This window comes from Comamonas squillarum, from assembly GCF_025309455.1.
Lineage (GTDB): Bacteria > Pseudomonadota > Gammaproteobacteria > Burkholderiales > Burkholderiaceae_C > Comamonas > Comamonas squillarum.
Map to the genome: position 1 here is coordinate 3,075,529 of NZ_CP104377.1, position 21,241 is coordinate 3,096,769.

The 21,241-nt window shown below is 63.0% G+C and carries 19 protein-coding genes; 13 read left to right on the plus strand and 6 right to left on the minus strand.

Going from position 1 to position 21,241, the window contains the following annotated elements; genetic code table 11:
* Positions 1-149 precede the first annotated feature (149 nt).
* From leuS to N4T19_RS14250, 4 genes are all read left to right on the plus strand, one after another.
* Positions 150-2,849, plus strand: coding sequence for a leucine--tRNA ligase (gene leuS / locus N4T19_RS14235; protein WP_260718338.1), 2,700 nt, complete (start codon positions 150-152; stop codon positions 2,847-2,849).
* 5 nt (positions 2,850-2,854) lie between these two features.
* Positions 2,855-3,367, plus strand: a complete 513-nt coding sequence (locus N4T19_RS14240) for an LPS-assembly lipoprotein LptE (RefSeq protein WP_116927635.1) — start codon at positions 2,855-2,857, stop codon at positions 3,365-3,367.
* Positions 3,368-3,407: 40 nt separating this feature from the next.
* Positions 3,408-4,460, plus strand: a complete 1,053-nt coding sequence (holA, locus tag N4T19_RS14245; protein ID WP_182343872.1) for a DNA polymerase III subunit delta — start codon at positions 3,408-3,410, stop codon at positions 4,458-4,460.
* A gap of 119 nt (positions 4,461-4,579) precedes the next feature.
* Positions 4,580-4,975: a VOC family protein gene (locus N4T19_RS14250; RefSeq protein WP_260720304.1), complete on the plus strand. Its 396-nt coding sequence runs from the start codon at positions 4,580-4,582 to the stop codon at positions 4,973-4,975.
* Here the strand turns inward: N4T19_RS14250 and N4T19_RS14255 are convergent.
* The 5 genes from N4T19_RS14255 to N4T19_RS14275 are packed head-to-tail and all read right to left on the minus strand — an operon-like array spanning position 4,972 to position 8,907.
* Positions 4,972-5,619, minus strand: a complete 648-nt coding sequence (locus N4T19_RS14255; RefSeq protein WP_260718341.1) for a hypothetical protein — start codon at positions 5,617-5,619, stop codon at positions 4,972-4,974. The genes N4T19_RS14250 and N4T19_RS14255 overlap by 4 nt on opposite strands.
* Positions 5,619-6,137: a carboxymuconolactone decarboxylase family protein gene (locus N4T19_RS14260; RefSeq protein WP_116927637.1), complete on the minus strand. Its 519-nt coding sequence runs from the start codon at positions 6,135-6,137 to the stop codon at positions 5,619-5,621. Before N4T19_RS14260 ends, N4T19_RS14255 begins: the two co-directional genes overlap by 1 nt.
* Positions 6,138-6,152: 15 nt before the next feature.
* Complete coding sequence (locus N4T19_RS14265; RefSeq protein ID WP_260718342.1) at positions 6,153-7,139, minus strand: Bug family tripartite tricarboxylate transporter substrate binding protein; 987 nt, start codon at positions 7,137-7,139, stop codon at positions 6,153-6,155.
* A 25-nt stretch (positions 7,140-7,164) separates the two neighbouring features.
* Positions 7,165-7,998, minus strand: coding sequence for an SDR family NAD(P)-dependent oxidoreductase (locus tag N4T19_RS14270; RefSeq protein WP_116927639.1), 834 nt, complete (start codon positions 7,996-7,998; stop codon positions 7,165-7,167).
* A gap of 21 nt (positions 7,999-8,019) precedes the next feature.
* Positions 8,020-8,907, minus strand: coding sequence for an amidohydrolase family protein (locus N4T19_RS14275; protein WP_260718344.1), 888 nt, complete (start codon positions 8,905-8,907; stop codon positions 8,020-8,022).
* Positions 8,908-9,000: 93 nt separating this feature from the next.
* On the opposite strand from N4T19_RS14275, the gene N4T19_RS14280 reads away from it, so the two are divergent.
* The 5 genes from N4T19_RS14280 to N4T19_RS14300 all read left to right on the plus strand — a co-directional run bounded on the left by N4T19_RS14280 (position 9,001) and on the right by N4T19_RS14300 (position 15,488).
* Positions 9,001-9,888 carry a LysR family transcriptional regulator gene (locus tag N4T19_RS14280; RefSeq protein WP_182343882.1) on the plus strand — a complete coding sequence of 296 codons (888 nt, stop codon included), beginning with the start codon at positions 9,001-9,003 and terminating at the stop codon, positions 9,886-9,888.
* Between the two features lie 264 nt (positions 9,889-10,152).
* Entirely contained in the window at positions 10,153-12,591 is a 2,439-nt protein-coding gene (locus N4T19_RS14285) for a membrane-bound PQQ-dependent dehydrogenase, glucose/quinate/shikimate family (RefSeq protein ID WP_260718347.1), read from the plus strand.
* Positions 12,592-12,732: 141 nt separating this feature from the next.
* The gene (locus tag N4T19_RS14290; protein ID WP_182343886.1) at positions 12,733-13,416 is read left to right on the plus strand and encodes a TetR family transcriptional regulator; all 684 of its coding nucleotides are present in this window, start codon (positions 12,733-12,735) and stop codon (positions 13,414-13,416) included.
* A gap of 90 nt (positions 13,417-13,506) precedes the next feature.
* A complete protein-coding gene (locus N4T19_RS14295) occupies positions 13,507-14,013 on the plus strand; it encodes a hypothetical protein (protein WP_260718348.1) in 507 nt (168 codons plus the stop codon).
* 308 nt (positions 14,014-14,321) lie between these two features.
* Positions 14,322-15,488 (plus strand): hypothetical protein, encoded by a 1,167-nt coding sequence (locus N4T19_RS14300; protein WP_260718350.1) that lies wholly within the window; start codon positions 14,322-14,324, stop codon positions 15,486-15,488.
* Between the two features lie 464 nt (positions 15,489-15,952).
* On the opposite strand, the gene N4T19_RS14305 is transcribed toward N4T19_RS14300, so the two are convergent.
* Entirely contained in the window at positions 15,953-17,323 is a 1,371-nt protein-coding gene (locus N4T19_RS14305; protein WP_116927644.1) for a hypothetical protein, read from the minus strand.
* Positions 17,324-17,475: 152 nt separating this feature from the next.
* Here N4T19_RS14305 and N4T19_RS14310 point away from each other — a divergent pair, with 152 nt between their 5' ends.
* From N4T19_RS14310 to N4T19_RS14325, 4 genes are all read left to right on the plus strand, one after another.
* Positions 17,476-18,393 carry a LysR family transcriptional regulator gene (locus tag N4T19_RS14310; RefSeq protein WP_260718353.1) on the plus strand — a complete coding sequence of 306 codons (918 nt, stop codon included), beginning with the start codon at positions 17,476-17,478 and terminating at the stop codon, positions 18,391-18,393.
* Between the two features lie 61 nt (positions 18,394-18,454).
* Positions 18,455-19,390, plus strand: coding sequence for a tripartite tricarboxylate transporter substrate binding protein (locus tag N4T19_RS14315; protein ID WP_260718354.1), 936 nt, complete (start codon positions 18,455-18,457; stop codon positions 19,388-19,390).
* 322 nt (positions 19,391-19,712) lie between these two features.
* Positions 19,713-20,438: an OmpW/AlkL family protein gene (locus N4T19_RS14320; protein WP_182343900.1), complete on the plus strand. Its 726-nt coding sequence runs from the start codon at positions 19,713-19,715 to the stop codon at positions 20,436-20,438.
* A gap of 216 nt (positions 20,439-20,654) precedes the next feature.
* A complete protein-coding gene (locus N4T19_RS14325) occupies positions 20,655-21,239 on the plus strand; it encodes a DJ-1/PfpI family protein (protein ID WP_260718357.1) in 585 nt (194 codons plus the stop codon).
* Positions 21,240-21,241 lie beyond the last annotated feature (2 nt).

Below are 21,241 nucleotides of genomic sequence, written 5' to 3' on the forward strand. Positions count from 1 at the left end.
ATATTCATTTATTTTTACATGGCATGTATAACCGCACCCCAGCGTGCGGCACTCGCCATCCACGGGCTATGGCGATGGGCCTACAATCTTTGCCCAATTGACCTCGCCCCGGAATGCCCGTGGGCGGCCGCTTTTTCCTGACCAGTTCCATGCAAGAAAAATACAACCACTCCGACGTAGAAGCCGCCGCGCAAAGCCAGTGGCAAGCCCAAGATGCCTACCGCGTGTCCGAGGACGCGGGCAAGAAAAAGTTCTACGCCTGCTCGATGCTGCCCTACCCCAGCGGCAAGCTGCACATGGGCCATGTGCGCAACTACACGATCAACGACATGCTCACGCGCCAGCTGCGCATGCAAGGCTACAACGTGCTGATGCCCATGGGCTGGGATGCCTTTGGTCTGCCGGCCGAGAACGCCGCTATCAAGAACAGCGTGCCGCCTGCGCAGTGGACCTACGACAACATCGCCTACATGAAAAAGCAGATGCAGGCGATGGGTCTGGCGATCGACTGGAGCCGCGAAGTGGCCACCTGCGACCCCGACTACTACAAGTGGAACCAGTGGCTGTTCCTCAAGATGCTGGACAAGGGCATCGCCTACCGCAAGACCCAGACCGTGAACTGGGACCCGGTGGACCAGACTGTGCTGGCCAATGAGCAGGTGATCGACGGCCGTGGCTGGCGCACCGGCGCGCTGGTGGAAAAGCGCGAGATCCCGGGCTACTACCTGGCCATTACCCAGTACGCGCAAGAGCTGCTGGACCATGTGCAGATGGGCAACGACAAGGCAACCTTGACCGGCTGGCCCGACAAGGTGCGCCTGATGCAGGAAAACTGGATCGGCAAGAGCGCCGGCGTGCGCTTTGCGTTCACGCATGGCGTGAAGAACGCCGATGGCAGCTTGATCGGCGAGGGCAAGATGTATGTCTTCACGACGCGTGCCGACACCATCATGGGTGTGACCTTCTGCGCAGTGGCCCCTGAGCACCCACTGGCCACCCATGCCGCTGCCTCCAACCCCGAGCTGGCGGCCTTCATCGAAGAATGCAAGAAGGGCGGCACCACCGAGGCCGAACTGGCCGTCAAGGAAAAGGAAGGCAAGCCCACGGGCCTGTTCGTCACGCACCCGATCACCGGCGCGCAGGTCGAGGTCTGGATCGGCAACTATGTGCTGATGAGCTATGGCGACGGCGCCGTGATGGGCGTGCCCGCCCACGACGAGCGCGACTTTGCGTTTGCCAACAAATACGGCCTGCCGATCCGCCAGGTGGTGGCCGTCGAAGGCGAAGGCCCCTACGACCAGCAGCAGTGGCATGACTGGTATGGCGACAAGGAGCGCGGCGTCCTCATCGAATCCGGCGCCTTTGATGGCCTGCACTACAAGGAAGGCGTGCAAGCGGTGGCCAAGGCGCTCGAAGCCAAGGGCCTGGGCGAACTGAAAACCACCTGGCGCCTGCGCGATTGGGGCGTGAGCCGCCAGCGCTACTGGGGCACCCCCATCCCGATCATCCACTGCGAAGACTGCGGTGCCCAGCCCGTGCCCGAGAAGGACCTGCCAGTCGTGCTGCCCCAAGACCTGGTGCCCGATGGCTCGGGCAACCCGCTGATCAAGAGCGAAGCCTTCCACGCCGGCGTGGTCTGCCCCTGCTGCGGCAAGCCGGCCCGCCGCGAGACCGACACCATGGACACCTTTGTGGATTCTTCCTGGTACTTCATGCGTTATTGCGATGCCAAGAACAGCGAGAAGATGGTGGCCGACGGCGCCGACTACTGGATGCCGATGGACCAGTACATCGGTGGCATCGAGCACGCGATCCTGCACTTGCTGTACGCACGCTTCTGGACCAAGGTCATGCGCGACCTGGGTCTGGTCAAGGTCGACGAGCCCTTCACCAAGCTGCTCACGCAAGGCATGGTGCTCAACCACATCTACAGCCGCCGCACCGCCAAGGGTGGCAAGGAATACTTCTGGCCCAAGGATGTGGAGCAGGTGTTGGACGAGACCGGCAAGGTCGTGGGCGCCCAGCTCAAGGTGGCCGTGGACAGCGCCGATGGCCTGCTGCCCGTTGGCACCGCGATCGACTACGAGGGCGTGGGCACGATGTCCAAGTCCAAGAACAACGGGGTCGACCCGCAGGACCTGATCGAGAAGTACGGCGCCGATACCGCGCGGCTCTACACCATGTTCACCGCGCCGCCCGAGCTGACCCTGGAGTGGAACGAGTCGGCCGTCGAGGGCAGCTACCGCTTCCTGCGCCGTGTCTACAACTTCGGCAGCAAGCTGCATGCGCCTGAGTTCGATGCCGCCCGCGCCCAGGCGGCCAGTGCTGCGAACGCCGCCTTTGGCAAGGAAGCCAAGGCGCTGCGCCTGGAGATCCACACCGTGCTCAAGCAAGTGGCCTATGACTACAGCCGCATGCAGTACAACACGGTGGTGTCGGGCGCGATGAAGATGATCAACGCGCTGGAAGACTTCAAGGCCGTGGACAGCGAAGGCGGCCGCGCCGCGCTGGTCGAGGGCTTTGGCATTTTGCTGCGCGCGCTCTACCCGGCCACGCCCCACCTGACGCAGGTGCTGTGGGATGCGCTGGGCTACCAGCAGGCCTTTGGGGGCCTGCTGGACGCCGCCTGGCCCGAGGTCGATGCCCAGGCGCTGGTGCAGGACGAAATCGAGCTGATGCTGCAGGTCAACGGCAAGCTGCGCGGCTCCATCATCATCGCTGCCGGCGCCGACAAGGCCACGATTGAAGCGGCTGCTCTGGCCAATGAAGACTTCCAGAAAATCGCCAATGGCGCGACCCCGAAGAAAGTCATCATCGTGCCGGGCCGCCTGGTGAACGTGGTAGTCTAAGCGCCATGCAAAAACGCACGCTGCTTACTGCCCTGGCAAGCGTGCCGCTGCTGGCGGCATGCGGCTTCAAACTGCGCGGATCGGTGGATTTCGCGTTCAAATCGCTGTATTTGAACGGCAACGCCAATTCGGGCTTCCTCAAAGAGCTGCAACGCCACCTGGAGGCTGCCGGCAGCCTGCAGGTGCTGCGCGACCCGAGCCAGGCCACGCAGGCTGAGGCCATCTTCGATGACCTGGGCCAGCGCCGCGAGCGCGTCGTCGTCTCGCGCAATGCGGCCGGCGAGGTGCGCGAGCTGCAGATCCGCCTGATCACGCGTTTTCGGGTGCGTGATGCCAAGGGCGCCCTCTATGTGCCCGATTCCGAGTTGATGCAGTACCGCGAGATCAGCTACCTGGAAACCTACGCACTGTCCAAGGCGAACGAAGAGGACATGCTCTACCGCAACATGCAGACCGACATCGTTCAGCAGATCGTGCGGCGCCTGGCCATCGTCAAGTCCGTCACCCCTACCGAATGACAAGCGCTGCGGCCACGCCGCGCTGGAAGCGCCACCAAGCATGCAAGTGCCGTTGAATCAGTTGAGTGCCCAGTTGGGCAAGGGGCTGCGGTCTCTGTACACCGTGCATGGCGACGAGCCCCTGTTGGTGCAGGAGGCCGTGGATGCCATCCGTGCCAGCGCGCGCGCCAACGGTTACACCGAGCGCAGCAGCTTCACCGTCGCTGGCGCGCATTTTGACTGGAGCGCAGTGCTCGCTGCCGGCGGGAGCCTGAGCCTCTTTGCCGACAAGCAGATCATCGAAGTGCGCATCCCCAGCGGCAAGCCTGGCAAGGATGGCAGCACGGCGCTGCAGCAGCTGGTCAGCAGCAGTGTGGACAACGACAGCACCTTGACCATCGTGGTGCTGCCGCGCCTGGACAAGGCCACCAAGACCGGCGCCTGGTTTGCCGCGCTGGAGTCGCATGGCGTCACCCTGCAGGTCGACAGCATCGAGCGCGCCGCGCTGCCCGCCTGGATCGCCCAGCGCCTGCAGCGGCAGGAGCAGCATGTCAAAGCCGGCGAGGAAGGCCAGCGCACCCTGGCCTTTTTTGCCGACCGGGTCGAGGGCAACCTGCTCGCCGCCCACCAGGAAATTCAAAAGCTCGGCCTGCTCTACCCGGCAGGCGAGCTCGGCTTTGAGCAGGTCGAACAGGCGGTGCTGAATGTCGCCCGCTACGACGTGTTCAAGCTCTCGGATGCCGTGCTCTCCGGCCAGGTGCTGCGCACCGAGCGCATGCTCAACGGCCTGCAGGCTGAGGGCGAGGCCGAGGTGCTGGTGCACTGGGCGCTGGCCGAAGACATCCGCGCGATGAAGCGGGTGAAAGACGCGCTGCGCAACGGCAGGCCCATGCCAATGGCCCTGCGCGAGAACCGCGTCTGGGGCAACAAGGAGCGCCATTTTGAGCGCGTGCTGCCCCGCATCAGCGATGCCACCGTCGCCCGCCTGCTGCACTCGGCCCACGCGGTCGATGGCATCGTCAAGGGCCTGAAGGTGCCCGAGTGGCCGGCCAATGGTTGGCAGGCACTGCACCGCCTGGCCCTGCAAACCTGCAAGGCCTGCACCAGCCGCTAAAGTCTTTCAGCCCCACTCCCTGCCGTGGTCTGAACACGGTCTCGGGCGTTCGGCAAGCGTGGCCCGCTGGTGCGGGTCCAGGAATATGTTCTAAAAAAAGGGCGCCCACCATGCAAGCACTGCAGTTCGGCTACACCATCGTCTATGTGCCCGATGTCGCGGCATCGTTGGCTTTTTTCTCGCAGGCCTTTGGCCTGGCCACCCGTTTTCTGCACCCCTCGGGCAGCTATGGCGAGCTGGAGACCGGTGCCACCACCTTGGCCTTTGCCGACCATGCGCTGGGCCATGCCAACTTCAGCGGCGGTCATGTGGCCGCGTCCGAATCGGCCCAACCGCTGGGGGTAGAGATTGCGCTGGTCAGCAGTGATGTGGCCCAGGCCTATGCCAGCGCATTGGCGGCCGGTGCTACGGCGCTCGCTGCCCCCACCACCAAGCCCTGGGGCCAGGTGGTGGCCTATGTGCGCTGCCCGGATGGCACGCTGGTGGAGCTGTGCTCGCCAGTGGCCGGTGCCTAGCGTATCGCCACAACCAGCGGCTGCGCATCAAACATCGTGCGCCGCGTGTTGGTGAAATGGGGCCGCACGCGCGCGCTCCAATCTGTACCCCGCACCGCCAGCCAGGCCGGGCAGCCCATCACCTCGGCATCGACCAGGTCATAGCAGGCGAGCGACAGCGGGCCATGGTCCAGGTTCAGGTAGCGAAAGGCCTGGGCGGTGCCGGCCACGGCGGCCAGGCCGGGCAGATGCTCCTGGTCATACCAGGCGAACAACTCGTCTTGCCAGCCGGCTTCGGGGTCCATCTCAACGGCATAGTGCACCGGTGTGGCCTCGCCGTGTGTGGAGCCCACCCGGTGCATCACCAGCTGCAGGCGCGAGAGCTCGCAAGCGGCCAGGCCGGCCATGCCCGCGCCCTGCAAACGGCGCTCGGCCTGCGCGGTTTGATCAGCGCTCAGCGGCTGCGGGTTGCCGAGTGCAAAGTACAGATAGGCAATGCCCTGGGGCTGCTGGGCCACGCGCGCCAGGCGCAGGTCAAGCTGCAGATCGGCCAAGTCCTGGCGCAGCAGCGCCAGGGCGGCCTGCGCCAGCGGGGTGGCGGTTTCATGGGCTGCCGGCGTGCAGCGCAGCAGCAGGCTGTCGATAGCGTTAGCAGGTGCGGGCATCAGTGGCCAATCTCAAAGGCGTTCAAAAAGCGCGACACCATGTTGTAGGCGCCGATGGTGGCAAACAGTTCCACCTGCTCTTGTGCATTGAAGCGCGCAGCCACCTGCGCAAACAAGGGTTCGGGCACCTGCAGATCGCGGGTCAGCGCGTCGGTCACCGCGATGGCCAGCTGCTGCAGGCCATCCCAGGCCGGGCTGGCAGTGGTGCCGGTGTCGCGCGTCGCATCGATGGCGGCCTGCGTCACGCCGGCTTTGAGCGCATGCGGTACATGGGCCTCGAACTCATAGGCGGCCTGGTTGAGCATGGCCACCCGCAGAATGATCAGCTCGCGCAGCCCGGCATCGATGCTGCTGTAGTTGCGCACGGCAGAGAGCATCTGCTCCCAGCCTTTGGCAATGGCCGGGCTGTGCAGCAGCACCTGGTAGAGCGGCGAGATGCGGCCGCGCTCGGCCTTAATCTGTTGCTCCAACTCCGCCAGGGCACTGCGCGTGCCTGGCTCAATCGCTTCAATGCGCATGGCAGTCTTTCAAACTCAATCGGGGGTGATGCGGTTGCGGCGGATGATGGCCGTCCACTTGTCGGTGTCGGTCGCCAGCTGCTGGGCCAGCGCTTCGGGGCTGGAGCCCACCACTTCGGCACCCGAGGCCTCGATCTTGCGCTGCACATCGGGTGCATGCAAGGCCGCATGGATGGCGCGGCTCAAAGCGGCTGCCACCGGGGCGCTGGTGCCCTTGGGCGCAAACACCGCATACCAGTTGTTCGAATCCACGCCCTTGTAGCCCAGCTCGTCAAAGGTGGGCACGTTCGGGTAGCGGGCGCTGCGCTTGGCAGCGGCAATGCCCACGGGCCGGAACTTGCCGCTGTCAATGGCGCCCACCAGGCCGGGAATATCGCCAAAGAAGCCATCGACATGGCCGGCCATCAGGTCAGTAATGGCAGGGGCCGCGCCCTTGTAGGGCACATGCATCAGATTCAGGCCGGCCGATTCATTGAGCTGGATGGCTGCCAGATGCGGCACGCTGCCGGTGCCGGACGACGCCATCGTCATCGGCTTGTCCTTGCGCTGGCTGGCGGCCTGCACAAAGTCCTTGGCGTCCTTGAAACTGGTCTGCGCATTGACCACCATGATCTCCACGTTGTTGACCACCAGCGAGACGGGCACCAGGTCGCTGGCGGGCTTGTAGTTCAGCTTGGGGTAGAGGGCAGGGTTGATGGCGACCGCACCCACGCTGGTCAGCCACAGGGTTTTGCCGTCGGGTGCTGAGCGGATCACGCTGTCGGCAGCAATCGCGCCGTTGGCGCCTGGCTTGTTTTCCACAATCACCGGGTGGCCCAATTCCTTGGCCAGCTGCTGCGACATCGTGCGCGCAATGAAGTCCACCGGGCCGCCGGGCGGAAAGGCCACCAGCAGGCGCGTCATCTCGCTTTGCGCCATGGCGCTGCTGGCGCAACCCAGCGCGGTGCCCAGCACGGCAGCGTGCAGCCACTGGCGGGCTGCGGGAAAGGCTTGGAATCTCATCGTTGTCTCCTTCAATAATCTTGCTTTATCCGCAGCGCACGGTCATACCGCCGTCCACCACAATCTCGGTGCCCGTCACAAAGCGCGATTCGTCACAGGCCAGAAACAGCGCCGCATTGGCGGTGTCGCGCCCATCGCCCATGAAGGGCAGCGGAATACGCGCCTGGCGCTGGGCCAGCAGCGCCTCGACATCGCCACCTGCGCGCTGGCCGGCCAAGCGGGTCTCGACCATCGGCGTGTGCAACTGGCCCGGCACGACGGTGTTCACGCGGATGCGGTGCGGCGCGTACTGCACGGCCAGCACCTTGGAAAACTGGATCACCGCCGCCTTGCTCGATGCATAGGCAATCTGGGCCGCACCGGTCCAGCGCATGCCCGAGGTCGACGAGATATTGACGATGCTGCCCGCGCCCTGCGCCTGCATCAGCGGCAGCACCGCCTTGCAGCACAGGAACACGCTTTTGAGGTTGTAGTCCAGCTGGGCATCCCAGACCGCTTCGTCCATCTCGACCGGCCCGCCCTTGGCCGAGCCGCCCACGTTGTTGACCAGCACATCGATGCGCCCGAGCGCCGCCTGGCAGGCCTGCACCGATGCCGCTATCGAGGCCGCATCCATCACATCGCAGTGGCCGGCGACAAACTGGCCGCCCGCACTGCGGATGCTGCCCTCGGTCTCGCGCAGCGCCTGGGCATTGCGGTCCACACCAAACACCAGTGCGCCTTCCTGCGCAAAGCGGATCGCCGTCGCCCGGCCATTGCCCCAGCCCGCGCCAGCGGCCCCGGCACCGGTGATATAGACCACCTTGCCGGCGAGCCGGCCTTGCGGGTTGACGGGGGTATGGGCATCAAAAATCGCCATGCTTTTTTCCTTGCGAATATCTCAGGCTGGGAAGCGGTAGAGGCGCTGGGGGTTGTCCACCAGCAGGGCCTGCAGATGCGCCGGGTTGGGGCTGAACCGCGCGAGCGCATCGACCAGCACACCGTCATCGGGCACATGCGTGTGGTTGGGGTGCGGCCAGTCACTGCCCCAGAGCACGCGGTCGGGCGCATGGGCCACCAGCTCCTGCGCCCGCGCAATGCCGTGCAGGTAAGGCGGCGTCGCATCGATGCGGTCGATGCCGCTGACCTTCACGTAAAACAGCGGCTGCTCCAGAAGCCGCAGCAGTGCCTGAAAATCGGCGCCCTCCCGGCCCAACGCGGCATCCACACGGCCCATGTGGTCGATCACCACCGGGCAGGCCGATTGCTGCAGCACGGGGCCCAGGCTGTGGATCAGTGCGCTCTCAAAATGGATCTGCAGGTGCATGCCCAGCTCGGCGAGCATCGGTGTCAAGGCCACCACGTCCTCAACGGAAGCGCCAGTGTTCAGGTGCTTCATGAAGTTGAAGCGGATCGCCCGAAAACCTGCTGCGGCCAGACGCTGCAGCTCGGCACGCGTTACCGACAGTGGCACCAGCGCCACCCCCAGGTAGCGGCCGCCGCCATGCGCAATCGCATCCTCGACCACGCGGTTGTCATAGCCATGGCAGGCCGATTGCACGATCACGCAGCGGCTGATGCCCAGATGGCGGTGCAGCGCAAACAAGGTCTCCTTGCCCGCATCGGCGGGGGTGAAGCTGCGCGGCTCCGCATACGGAAATTCGTTCACCGGGCCAAACACATGCACATGGCTGTCGCAGCTGCCGGCGGGCAGCACCAGACTGGGGCGCGAGGGCGCCAGCGTATAGGTCTGTACGGGCTGCTGGAGGTCGGGTGTCGGGGCGTTCATGCAAGGCCATCAAAGAGTCGTCTTGAGCGCATTGTGGAACTGCCAGTTTTTTGATCGCCTATAAAATCCAAATATCAGATATAGAGGTGATGCATGGATTTTGTGCGCTTGCAGTACTTCATGGCGGTCGCCCAGGCACAGAGCTACAGCAAGGCCGCTGCGGCGCTGAACCTGAGCCAGCCGACCCTGAGCCGCCAGGTGCAGCTGCTGGAGGCCGAGCTGGGCCAGCCGCTGCTCGAGCGCCATGGCCGGGGCGTGCGGCTGACCGAATCGGGCAAGGCCATGCTGGCCCATGGGCGCAGCATCAGCGCGGCCGTCGATGCCGCCAAGGCCGACATGGCCGCGCGTCTGCAAAGCCCGCGCGGCAAGGTGCGCCTGGGGCTGCCGCCTTTGGTGGCCAGCCTGGTCACGCCCGATGTGGTGCAGCAGTTTTTGCAGGCCTGCCCCGATGCCTCGATCATTGTCGAAGAGAGCCTGAGCATTCGCCTGCGCGAATGGCTGCTGGCCGACCGCCTGGATGTGGCCGTGCTGTTTGACCCCAGCCCCACGCCGCAGCTGTTGACCGAGCCGCTGGCGCGCGAGCCCCTGGTGCTGATCAGCACCCGCCCCCTGCCCGAGCGGGTCAAAGTGGCCCAGCTGGTGGACTACCCGCTGGTGCTGCCCAGCCGCCCGCAGGCGCTGCGCATGATTTTTGACGACGCAGTCGAAGACCAGCAGCTGCCGCTACGCATCGTCGCCGAGGTCGATTCGATCAAGATGGTGCTGTCCCTGGTCGCCCGCAATGTGGGCTGCTCGGTCGTGCCCGCCAGCGCCGTGAAGACCTGGCCAGGCAGCGCGCCGGTGTTCACCGCCCAGGTCAGCCACCCTGTGATCCGCAACCGCATCGTGCTGGCCACACCGGCCGCGCGGCCGCACAACCGCCTGGTCAAAGCCGTGCACGGCATCCTCAAGCCGCTGATGAAGCAGCATTTCAGCGCCTGAATCCACGCCGCTTCAGCGCGCGCCCCAGCAGCATTTGCGCCAGCCCATGGCTGCTCGGCGGCTATTTGTTTCAGAAATTCTTGAAATATCCGGTACACATCAGGCAGCGATGGACTTTATTTCCCACCACAATGGACATTTTTTCTCACACAAGACAAGGTCTGTAGCAGCGACTGCTTCGGGCCCTCTGCACAACGCCCCATCCCGGGCCTGGTGCAGAGGGCTGCTGCGCCTGCCAGGCCCAAGACAGATTCGAGGATCGATATGACACAACAAGCGCGTGTACCGTCACTGGCCGTGCGCCTGCTGCTCGGCGTGCTGGGCGCAGTGCTGGCCATCGCCGGCCTGGCCTTCCTGGTCGGCGGCGGCAAGCTCATCAGCCTGGGCGGCAGCTGGTACTTTTTGCTGGCGGGCCTGGGCCTGCTGCTGTCGGGCGTGCAGGTGCTGCGCGGCCGCCGCTCGGGCGGCTGGCTGTACCTGACTACCTTTGCCGCCACGGTGCTCTGGGCCCTGGCCGAGGTGGGCCTGGACTACTGGAGCCTGGTCTCGCGCCTGCTGGCGATGACCTTTGGCGCAGCGGTGGTCAGCGCCTGCCTGCCGCTGCTGCAGGCGGGCGCCCCGCGCGCGCGCAGCAACAAGGGCCCGCTGGCTTTGGCGGGCGTGCTGTTGCTGGTGGGCCTGGTGAGCTTTGCCTCCATGTTCCAGATCCATCCCGAGGTGCAGAACCAGGCGGCCATCAGCCGCAAGCCGGTCGATGCCGCCAGCGCGCAAAAGGACTGGAGCCATTACGGCAACGGCACGAACAACGACCGCTTTGCGGCGCTGGACCAGATCAATGTGGACAACGTCAACCAGCTGCAAGTGGCCTGGACCTTCCACACCGGCGATGTACCCCAATCCACCGGCGCCGGTGCCGAAGACCAGACCACGCCGCTGCAAGTGGGTGACAAGGTCTTTGTCTGCACGCCCAGCAACAACGTGATTGCGCTCGATGCCGATACCGGCAAGCAGCTGTGGCGCCACGACACCAACTCGCATGTGGGCGGTGTCTGGGAACGCTGCCGGGGCCTGGCCTACTTTGATGCGAATGCGCCGCTGCCGGTGCCGCAGGTGGCGGGATCGTCGCCGGTGCAGCCCGTCGAACTGCCCGCAGGCGACCAGTGCCAGCGCCGCATTGTGATGAACACCATCGACGCGCGCCTGTTTGCCATCAATGCCGACAACGGCGAGCTCTGCGCCGGCTTTGGCAACCAGGGCATTGTCGATCTGAAGCAGGGCCTGGGCGCCATTGCCAACCCGGCCTACTACACGCTCACATCGGCCCCCACCGTGGCCGGCACCACCATCGTCGTCGGCGGACGGGTGGCCGACAACGTCCAGGTCGATATGCCCGGCGGCGTGATCCGTGGCTTTGACGTGATGACCGGCGCGCTGCGCTGGGCCTTTGATGCGGGCTCCAACACGCCCAACGAGGTGCTGGCCCCCGGCGCCACCTACACGCGCTCGTCCGCCAATGTGTGGGCCGGCACCACCTACGACCCCAGCTCCAACACCGTCTACCTGCCCATGGGCTCGCCCTCGGTCGATCTGTACGGCGTACCCCGTTCCGCAGCCGATCTGAAGTACGGCGCCTCCATCCTGGCGCTGGATGCCACCAACGGCCATGAGAAATGGGTCTACCAGACCGTGCACAACGACCTCTGGGATTTTGATATTCCGATGGCCCCGACCTTGATCGACTTCCCCCAAAAAGATGGCAGCACCACGCCCGCGCTGGTGGTTGGCACCAAGGCCGGCCAGATCTTTGTGCTGGACCGCCAAAGCGGCCAGCCGCTGACCCAGGTGGACGATGTGCCGGTCAAGCCCGCAGGCATTGCCGGTGAGAAATATGCCGCCACCCAGCGCGTCTCCGTCGGCATGCCGCAGATTGGCACCCAGACCCTGACCGAGGCCGACATGTGGGGCGCGACGCCGCTGGACCAGCTGGTCTGCCGCATCAAGTTCAAGTCGATGCGCTATGACGGCCTGTTCACCGCGCCTGACACCGATGTGTCGCTGAGCTTCCCCGGCTCGCTGGGCGGCATGAACTGGGGCGGTATCTCGGCCGACCCGAACAACCACCTGATCTTTGTCAACGACATGCGCCTGGGCCTGTGGGTGCAGATGATGCCGCAAAAGCCCAAGGCCGCGCTGTCCGATGGTGGCGAGCAGCCCAACACCGGCATGGGCCAGGTGCCGCTGGGCGGCACGCCTTATGCCGTCATCAAGGACCGCTTCATGTCGCCGCTGGGCATCCCTTGCCAAAAGCCCCCTTTTGGCACGCTCTCGGCGATTGACATGAAGACCCAGCAAGTGGTCTGGCAGGTGCCCGTGGGCACCGTGCAGGACACCGGCCCGATGGGCATCAAGATGCGCATGCCGATGCCCGTGGGCCTGCCCACCCTGGGCGGCAGCCTGTCCACCCAGGGCGGCCTGGTGTTCTTTGCCGGCACGCAGGACTACTACCTGCGCGCCTGGAACACCGCCAACGGCCAGGAGATCTGGAAAAGCCGCCTGCCCGTGGGCAGCCAGGGCGGCCCGATGACCTACCAATCGCCCAAGACCGGCAAGCAGTATGTGCTGATCTCCGCTGGCGGCGCGCGCCAGTCGCCCGACCGTGGCGACTATGTGATCGCCTACGCGCTGCCTGACAAGGCCCAGTAAGCACCTGCATGGGGTCGGACCCAGCCCCTTGACCCACAACCCGCCATGGCCTGCACTGCAAGCCATGGCTTTTTTGTTGCCGACGCTCCGCGAAGGGCGCGCATGGTACGCTTGCCCGCTTGTGTCCACGGAGATCCGGCAGTGAGCAAGCAGCAAGGCCAGCAAGAGCCAACCTCTCAACCCCCCCAGACCGATGAGCCCGGCGCATCGGCAGGCATGCGCCAGGCCCTGCTCGACGCCGGCAAGACCGAGTTTGCCAACTATGGCTATGACGGCGCCCGGCTTGAACGCATAGCCGCCAAGGCCGGCTGCGCCAAGCGCATGCTGTACTACTACTTCGGCAACAAGAAGGATGTGTACCTGGCCGTCATCGAGCAAAGCTACACCGATATCCGCGCCTCCGAAGAAAGCCTGAACCTCGACGCGCTAGAGCCGTTGCAAGCGCTGCATGCACTGGCCCAGAAAAGCTTTGACTACCACGCCAACAACCAGGCCTTCACCCGCCTGGTGCTGCAGGAGAACTTCCAGGGCGGCGAAATGCTGGGCCAGATCTCCAACACCGAATCATTGCGCCGCGCGGCCCTCACCCCCCTGGAGCGCATCCTGGAGCGCGGCGTGGCCCAGGGCCTGTTCAAGCCCGAGGTCACTGCCACCGATGTGCACTACCTGATCTCTGCGCTGAGCGGCTTTCGCATCGACCACGCCGCCACCTGGCGCAGCCTGCTGCAGGTGGACCTGCTGGGTGACAGCTTGCGCGAGCGCCATCTGCAGATGCTGCTGGACCAGGTGGAAGCGCTGGTGTGTGTGCGGGCAGCGCAAGGCTGAGGGCGGACGCAGAAACACGGGCCGGTGTGCCGTGTTTCGAGTTCACACTGACTTCATCCTCATCTGCATGCGCGCTTTGATAATCCGCGCATGCACCCCGACAACCGCCCTCTATCGCCATGGCTGCATTGGGAAGTCATGGCCACCTTCTCTTTCATGCTGGCCTACGCCGCGGGTGTGTACTTCCATGCTGCCACCGCATCACTTTCGGATGCCTACCAGCCAGGGTTGGATAGCCTCAAACGCTATGTGCAGCCGGGCATTGCCCTGTGGGTGCTGCCGCTGATCGCCTACGGATGGAAGTCTGTTCACCTCACCAAAGTCGCACAGCGCTGCGCGCTGGGTGGCTTGGTTTGCTGCGCCATGCTGTATGTCTTCTGTTCAGTCCACCAATCCACAGCGGGCATGTCCTGGGTCGCTCCTGCAGATCGCACGCTCGCCAGCACCGTTCAGCGGTCGCTTTTCAGCCCCTCGTTTTCCGGCCGCTCTATGGGCTCTATCACGGGCAGCGCCATATTCGCAGCGATGGCGTGGGGGCTGAGCATCCGGATCAGCCGAATGCTCAAGCAGCGCCCATCCGACACACCCAGCGACTGAACGCATGAGCACCTTGTCCGCGCTCATTGTTGGTAGAACTGGCGGTCACAGCGAATCATGAGCATGCATCAATACGAGAAAGCAGTTCATTTGATCTCTGCCCTCTTGACTTCAACGTTTGAAGGTAGACCCATGACATCCAAGCATTTCATATCGATATTTAAATTAATTTATCGATTGCAATGCCAGCAAAAAAATTCGAGACCTAATCCGATTGGGGCACTCAGTCACATAAATATGCAAGAAGGCTACGCAAGCTATAGTGTGAAAGCGAATGGACTTCAAATTAGAAACAGCAGTGAGTTTGCATGAATAATCTCAAAATTTTCAAATACTTGCGCACATTTTTTATCCTTGGCGCGGCCGTTGCGACATTTTCAAACGTGAGCGCTTTTCAGGTACTCCCCAAAGTCAGTGATGTAGATCGAAAGATATCCTCGCTTGGCCGAAATCCAGTGCTGGATTATCTTGGACACTGGGTTGTTGGTTCAGCCATTCCTATTCTGAAATCCCCGGTGCACGAATCCATTACGCTGGCAGCCATTGGCTGCAGCTCAGCTATGGGGCACGAAGACGAATGCGTAACCATTGAAGCTGTCCGTGAGAATCGCATCCTTCTCTATGGAGTTCGATGGCCAGATGACCCGCCATTTCTGCTGAACGCCAAATCCCCCCCAAGGATCAAAGGTTGTGATGTTCGTATCACCTTGCGATCAACCTCTCAACCCACTTGCTGGTGGGGCTTGTTCTCGGATGCAGGTTCGCAAGCCAAAAGGAAAGCTCATCTCAAAGAGCCAGCATTCGGACCCGGTGACTATATGCTGTATCGATCACACTACGGTGACCTCCAGTTCATGCACTCAATGGGTGCATATGACGGTGAAACGGCAGGTGAGACAGTAGACCGCATGAAAACCTGGGCTGAATTTTTATGGGGTGTTGCGATTGGTTCTACGCCTACGGGCGTGTTTATAAGAGACTTGGGCAACTCAAAGATGGCGACATACTTTCCTGGTGACTTAACGACCATGAATCTATTCGCAACTGGCATTGTCGAGGTTCGCAAGAATCTGGATGAAGTAGCAATCGGAGTCTTGCTGCACATGGTTCAGGATAGCTTTTCCAACGCGCATGCCGTGCGTGGACAGGAGCCTGGTGCACAGTGTGGATCCACTGGTTTTGATAGACCAGGTCAGATACAGCAGTTTCACAGCTACGCAAAGCAATCCAGCGCCTTACATGACGAAGAGGACACGACAAAAGCGTTGGGCCTTCACACATCTCAGATTAGCCCGAGCGCTGTCGATGTGAGTCGTGCATTCTTGACGATGTGGCAGGCGAAGAAAAATTGGAGTGAGGTCGAGGAGCTTTTTAATTGCGTTTTTGAGCCTAAAGATCGCGAAATTGAAGCCAATGCCGGGGCCTACCAGAGTCCTCCTAGGACCAGCGGCGACGTAAGCTGGAACCCATCTTGAGTAGTTAAAGGGAAAAGCGCTCAGAAGAATCGCACCATCACCACGTAGCCCTGACAACCAGACTGTCGATTCGCACGTGGTTTGAGCTAGCACTCTCGAGAAACAATGACTTGCATCTAGGTGAAGCGAAAATTCTTGAAATCCCTACTCTTTTAGTTGTGAACATGTAAGCATACAACTCACTTGAGTTAGCTTTTTTATTTTGCTATTGACAAGTAACACAACGCTGCGGATCGCCCGAGTTTTCGTTCCGACCAAGGCAGACAGTCTTATAAAGGGTCCCGAGGGACCCTCCTCCGCAAAAACGCGGAAGTTTACTCACTGCCGATTTGACCGCCTCTGCCCAGTTTTGCAGCAAGATCGCAAGCCGCGTCTGCGGTTTTATTCGTCTTAGGCATGCGTAGGCGCACCCATGAAGCCGCCCCCATTCACAGCTATTGCACCGGTGCCAGGCTGAGCAGCGATCACTGCGGACGTTGGCGTGGAGCGACGCGTGTGGACAGTGCAGGCGACGTGTAGCTCGCATCAAAGCTACAACCCTTGCCGTAGGTCGCTTCCAGGGCCAGGCAGGCACTGGCGATACCGGAAGGCGTGGGCTTGGTGCCGGTGTTCACCCACTGCAGCAGCGCGTCCATCAGCGCGGGATAGGTTGGATCGCTGATAAAGCTGTGGGTGCCGTTTGTCGTGAAGGTCTGCACCAGACGCGCAGCACTGCCGCCTTCTTGCATCACCTCGCGGAAACGAGAATCGAGCTCTACAAATGCGGTCGGGTCGCTGATCCATTTGGTGGACAGCACCGGCACAGGGATCTTGCCGACCGGGTCGGTGTCGGTGGCGAACGTCTGGTAGGCGGCAGGGTTGGCTTTGTAGCGCAGCACGCCGGCGTTGAGGGCCGCATCGTCGGTAGAGCCGCTGTAGACCGCGCCTTCATTGCCGAACGGGCTCTCCCCGCCGGTGCGCTTGGCGGAGATATCCTGGAAGTGCATGGTCGCCCAGTTCATGTGCGACTGGATGGCGCTCTCGGGAATCTTGATCACATGGACGATGGTCTGGATCTTGGCCTTCTGCTCGGGTGTGCGCTCGGCAGCGGGCTTGTTGAGCGCCAGGCATTCGTTGACACGCAGCGCCACGTCCGCCTGCTTCATCGTGACATTGGCGGGCAGGCCGAGGTTGAGTGCGTAAGGCTGTTCGCTGGGACGTGGATGGTTACCACACAGGTACTGGTAGACCACGCGCAGATCAAGCCGGAAATCGTAGGAACGGGTGCCCCCGCCCAGCACGCCGCTGGTCAGCAAAACGCCATCGTAGGGACGCTCGCCGACGGTCTCTAGCGTGAACATCTCCGCGCCCTTGGCTGCCACGCCAGCGCCCCAGGACTGACCATGCAAGATGGTCTTGCTGGGGATCGCCACATGCTTGCGGAAGATGCCGCGCAGACGCTCCGTGTCTTCGGCGGCAGCGCGCACTTCCACTCCGCCCTGGCGGTAGGAGGAGCCCGCCCATGCGTAGCCTGACTTCACCATGATGGACCAGCGGGTCAGGTCTTCCATGGAGCGGTCCAGATCGGGGGCGGCCAGATCGGGGCCTCCATGCGCATGCATTACCAGGATGCCATTCCACTTTGCCGGCACTGCAATCATGTAGAACGCGCCCTTGGAGTCGCGGCCAGACAGGCATTTCGCGTCGCTGGGCACATCGGCAGGGCAAGTGGCCGTCACCGGCGCTGCCTCGTTGGAGGTGGACGGCCCTTGCAGCACCAGGGAGCCGTCGCCGCAGCCGCTGAGCGCGAGCAGCGCCAGCAGGGGCAGGCCGAGTTTGGGAAGAGGCGATTTCATGGTTTGTCTCCTATCAAGCGTTTTTTTAATGGGTGCGGCTCCCCGCAAGGCTGGCGGACCAGCGCTTGGTTGGCGAGGGCCTCCCTATTCTTGGTCGGCTTGCGAAATATTTCAAAGATTTCTAAGATATCAACTGCATACTTTTCAAATATATGGAACTGCGTCATCTCCGGTATTTTCTTGCGGTGGCCGAATGCGGCCATATCACGCGTGCCGCAGAGCGCCTGGGCATCCAGCAGCCGCCGTTGTCGCAGCAGATTCTGGCGCTGGAAAACGAGCTGGGCAGCGCGCTGTTTCGTCGCCATCCCAAAGGCGTGGATCTCACCGATCTGGGCCATGAGCTGCGCGCAGAAGCCGAGCGGCTGCTGGGCGACTTTGGCGCCATGCAGCAGCGCATCGAGGCGTATGCGCGCGGTGAGCGGGGCCATCTGCGCATAGGCCTCACCAGCTCGGCCGCGGCGCATGCCTTCACCCCGGAAGTGCTGCGCACCTGCCGCAAGTCGCACCCCGACATCTTGCTGAGCGTCAGCGAAAACAACGCCGCTGAAATCACCGAAGCGGTCGCGGCCCAACGTCTGCATTGCGGCTTTTTGCGTGTGCCGGTGGCACACCCGGAGGGATTGGCGTTCGAGCCCCTGCTGCGGGAAGAAGCGCTGCTGGCCATCCCGGTGGACCACCGGTTGGCGCACAACAGCGCCCAGCCCGTCATGCTGGAGGAGCTCGATGGCGAAAAACTGGTGCTGGTGCGCAGGCCCGGTGCACCGGGCCTGTATGCCAATCTGCTGGCGCTGTGTGCACAACGCCATGTCCATGTGGAAGTGGCCGCCGAAGTCGAGCGCATGATGACCAATGTGAACCTGGTGGCAGCAGGCGTGGGCTTGTCCATTGTTCCGGCATCGATCAAAGGATCGCATCGCCATGCGGTGGTGTATCGCTCGCTTGATCCCTCCCTCGATCTTTGGGCGCCGTTGACCTTGGTGTACCGGGCGCATGATTGCGATGGCCCGCTGGGGACGGTGATCGCCTTGGCCAAGAAGCTGGCCAAGCGGCATGCCTCCAAAAGCCGGTGAATCGATGTCCGAATGGCCCAAGCTGAGTCCGGCAAACGCCCCACGATGGTCGCGCAGGGCCATGCTGCTGAGCGGCTGGATGGGCGCGTCGCTCGTGGCCACGGAGGGACTGGCCGCCCAGAAAAGGCCAGGCGCTGCGCTAAAGATGCTGGTGGCCTATCCCCCCGGCGGTGTCAGCGACCTGGTGGCGCGCGCCCTGGCCAAGGAGATGGCCGATCAGCGCCAGGCGCAGGTGATCGTCGAGAACCGGTCTGGCGCCAGTGGAACGCTGGCGCTAGAGCTCTTGCAACGCAGTCCGCCCGATGGCCAGATGCTGGTCTTTACCGCCGCCGCCGCATTGGGCCTGCTGCGCCACGCGGCCGCGCGGCGTGCCCGAGCGCCAGGGGGTGCAGCGCCATTGCCCGTGCAGCCCGTGGCGGGTGTCATGCGCACGCCGCTGCTGTTGGTGGGCACCTCCGCGCTCGCACCCTCTGCGTTCGCCGACATGATCGACGAGGCGCGCAAGCACCCGGGCATGCTGCGCTGGGCAACGACAGGCGAAGGCACGACGGGGCACACCGTGCTGCAACGCGTGAGTCAGCTTGCGGGCGTGCGCATCAGCCATATTCCGTACAAGGGCGGCGGGCAGCAATTGACCGATGCGCTCGGTGGCCACTTCGAGCTGCTGTCGACCAACGTCGCACCGAGCCAGCTCGCAGCCTTGCGTGACGGGCGCTTCAAGGCCTTGGCGGTTGGCGCACCGCGTCGCCTGCCAGTGCTCCCAGAGGTGCCGACCCTCGCGGAACTAGGTTATCCATCCGCGAATCTGGATTCCTTGTTCGGGCTCTTCGCCCCACCGGGTACGCCCTCCCAGGTGGTGGTGCATCTGCATGCATTGATCGAACAAGCCCTTCGCTCGCCTGCCATTCGCCAGATCCTGCTCGATGCCAACAACCAGCCCTACGAGGGATCGGTGCAGGACTTTGCAAGGCAGGTGGAGCGCGAAACCGATCGTTGATCCAGCTGGTTGGTATGACATGTTGGGGCCGGTGCATGGACGTTGCGCATCCCGATCAGTCGAGGTTTCCCCTCCATCTGCCCGGAAAATTCGTGCCGCTGATCCGCAGACGCCTGCATAAGAAAGGCCTGCTTTTACAACAAACTCCCGCCCTTTTCCATCTGCATTTTCCCCAAGTCTGCACAAATTAGAACGAGTGTGCTTTTTTTGCTGAAATTCAGCGCTTACCCTGTCGACATGGCCTGCCAGGCTTCCTATGCTCTGTCTTCGAGACAAGCCAGATTTGACGATCGTTCAAACAGCAACCCAAGGAGACAAAGCAATGAGACAAGCCAAGAAATGGATGTGGCTGGCGGCCACCGCCTTGCTCGCAAGCAGCGCTTATGCCCAAAAGGCAGGCGACTGGGTGTTAGGGGCCGGAGCGCTCAATTACTCGCCCCAGGACAAGAGCAAGCCGCTGACCTTTGTCGAGCCCTTTGAGCGCCAGATCCCTGGCTCGGGTGCCGATCTCAAGAGCGCCACCACCTTGGGCTTGAACGTGCACTACTTCCTGACCGACAACTGGGCAGTCGAAGGCGTGCTGGGCATTCCGCCGCGCCTCAAGCTCAACGGCGCCGGCACCCTGGAGCCCATTGGTGAGCTGGGCAATGCGCGCCTGTATGCGCCTTCCTTGCTGGGCAAGTACTTCTTTGGCAATGCCGATGACAAGTTCCGCGTCTCGCTGGGCCTGGGTGTCACCTACTCGCAGTTCCGCAGTGTGCGGCTGACCAGCGGTCTGCAAAACACGCTGGGCAGTGTGATCGGCGCGCCTCCAGGGGTTGCCAAGACCACGGCCAAGATCGACAGCCAATGGGCGCCGGTCTTCAACATCGGTGCCAACTACGCGATCGACAAGAACTGGGGCATCACCTTCTCGGTGTCCTATGTGCCGATGAAGACCGACGCCAAGCTGACCACGACGGTCAATGGCAACAAGGTGGCGGTATCGCAGACCCGCCTGACGCTGGACCCGATCATCCCGTTCCTCTACGTCACCTACAAGTTCTGATTTTTCCGAGAGGAGAAGCCCGTAGCGCCTGCGCTGCGCCCAAGATGTGGCCTGTATCCATGAATGCCACAGCATGCGATGGCTCCAAGCCATCTTTTGCCACCCTGCTCCACGAGCAGGGTTTTTTTTGCCCGCGCGCGCCGCCCTTGGCATCCGGGCCCGCCCGGCCCACAATGGCGCAGGCAGACCCGCCTGAACCCAACCTTTGGAGACCCTATGCCGGCCAAGAAAATCCTGATGATCTGTGGTGACTACTGCGAGGACTACGAAACCATGGTGCCCTTCCAGACCTTGCTGGCCGTCGGCCACCAGGTGCATGCGGTCTGCCCGGACAAGAAAGCCGGTGACCATATCAAGACGGCGATCCATGACTTTGAAGGTGCGCAGACCTACAGCGAAAAGCCCGGCCACAACTTCACGCTGAACGCAAGCTTTGCCGACGTCAAGGCAGAGGACTACGACGCGCTGGTGATCCCCGGTGGACGCGGCCCCGAATACCTGCGCAACAACGAAGCGGTGCTGGCCGCCGTGCGCCATTTCTTCACGGCCAACAAGCCCGTCGCCGCCGTCTGCCACGGCGCGCAGCTGCTGGCCGGCGCTGGTGTGCTCCAAGGCCGAACCTGCTCGGCCTATCCGGCCTGCAAAGTCGAGGTGGTGCTGGCCGGCGGCACCTATGCCGATATCGCCGTGGACCAGGCCCATACCGACGGCAACCTGGTGAGCGCCCCCGCCTGGCCTGCCCACCCGCAGTGGCTGGCGCAGTTCCTGGCCTTGCTCGGAACGCGTATTTCGCACAGCTAAAC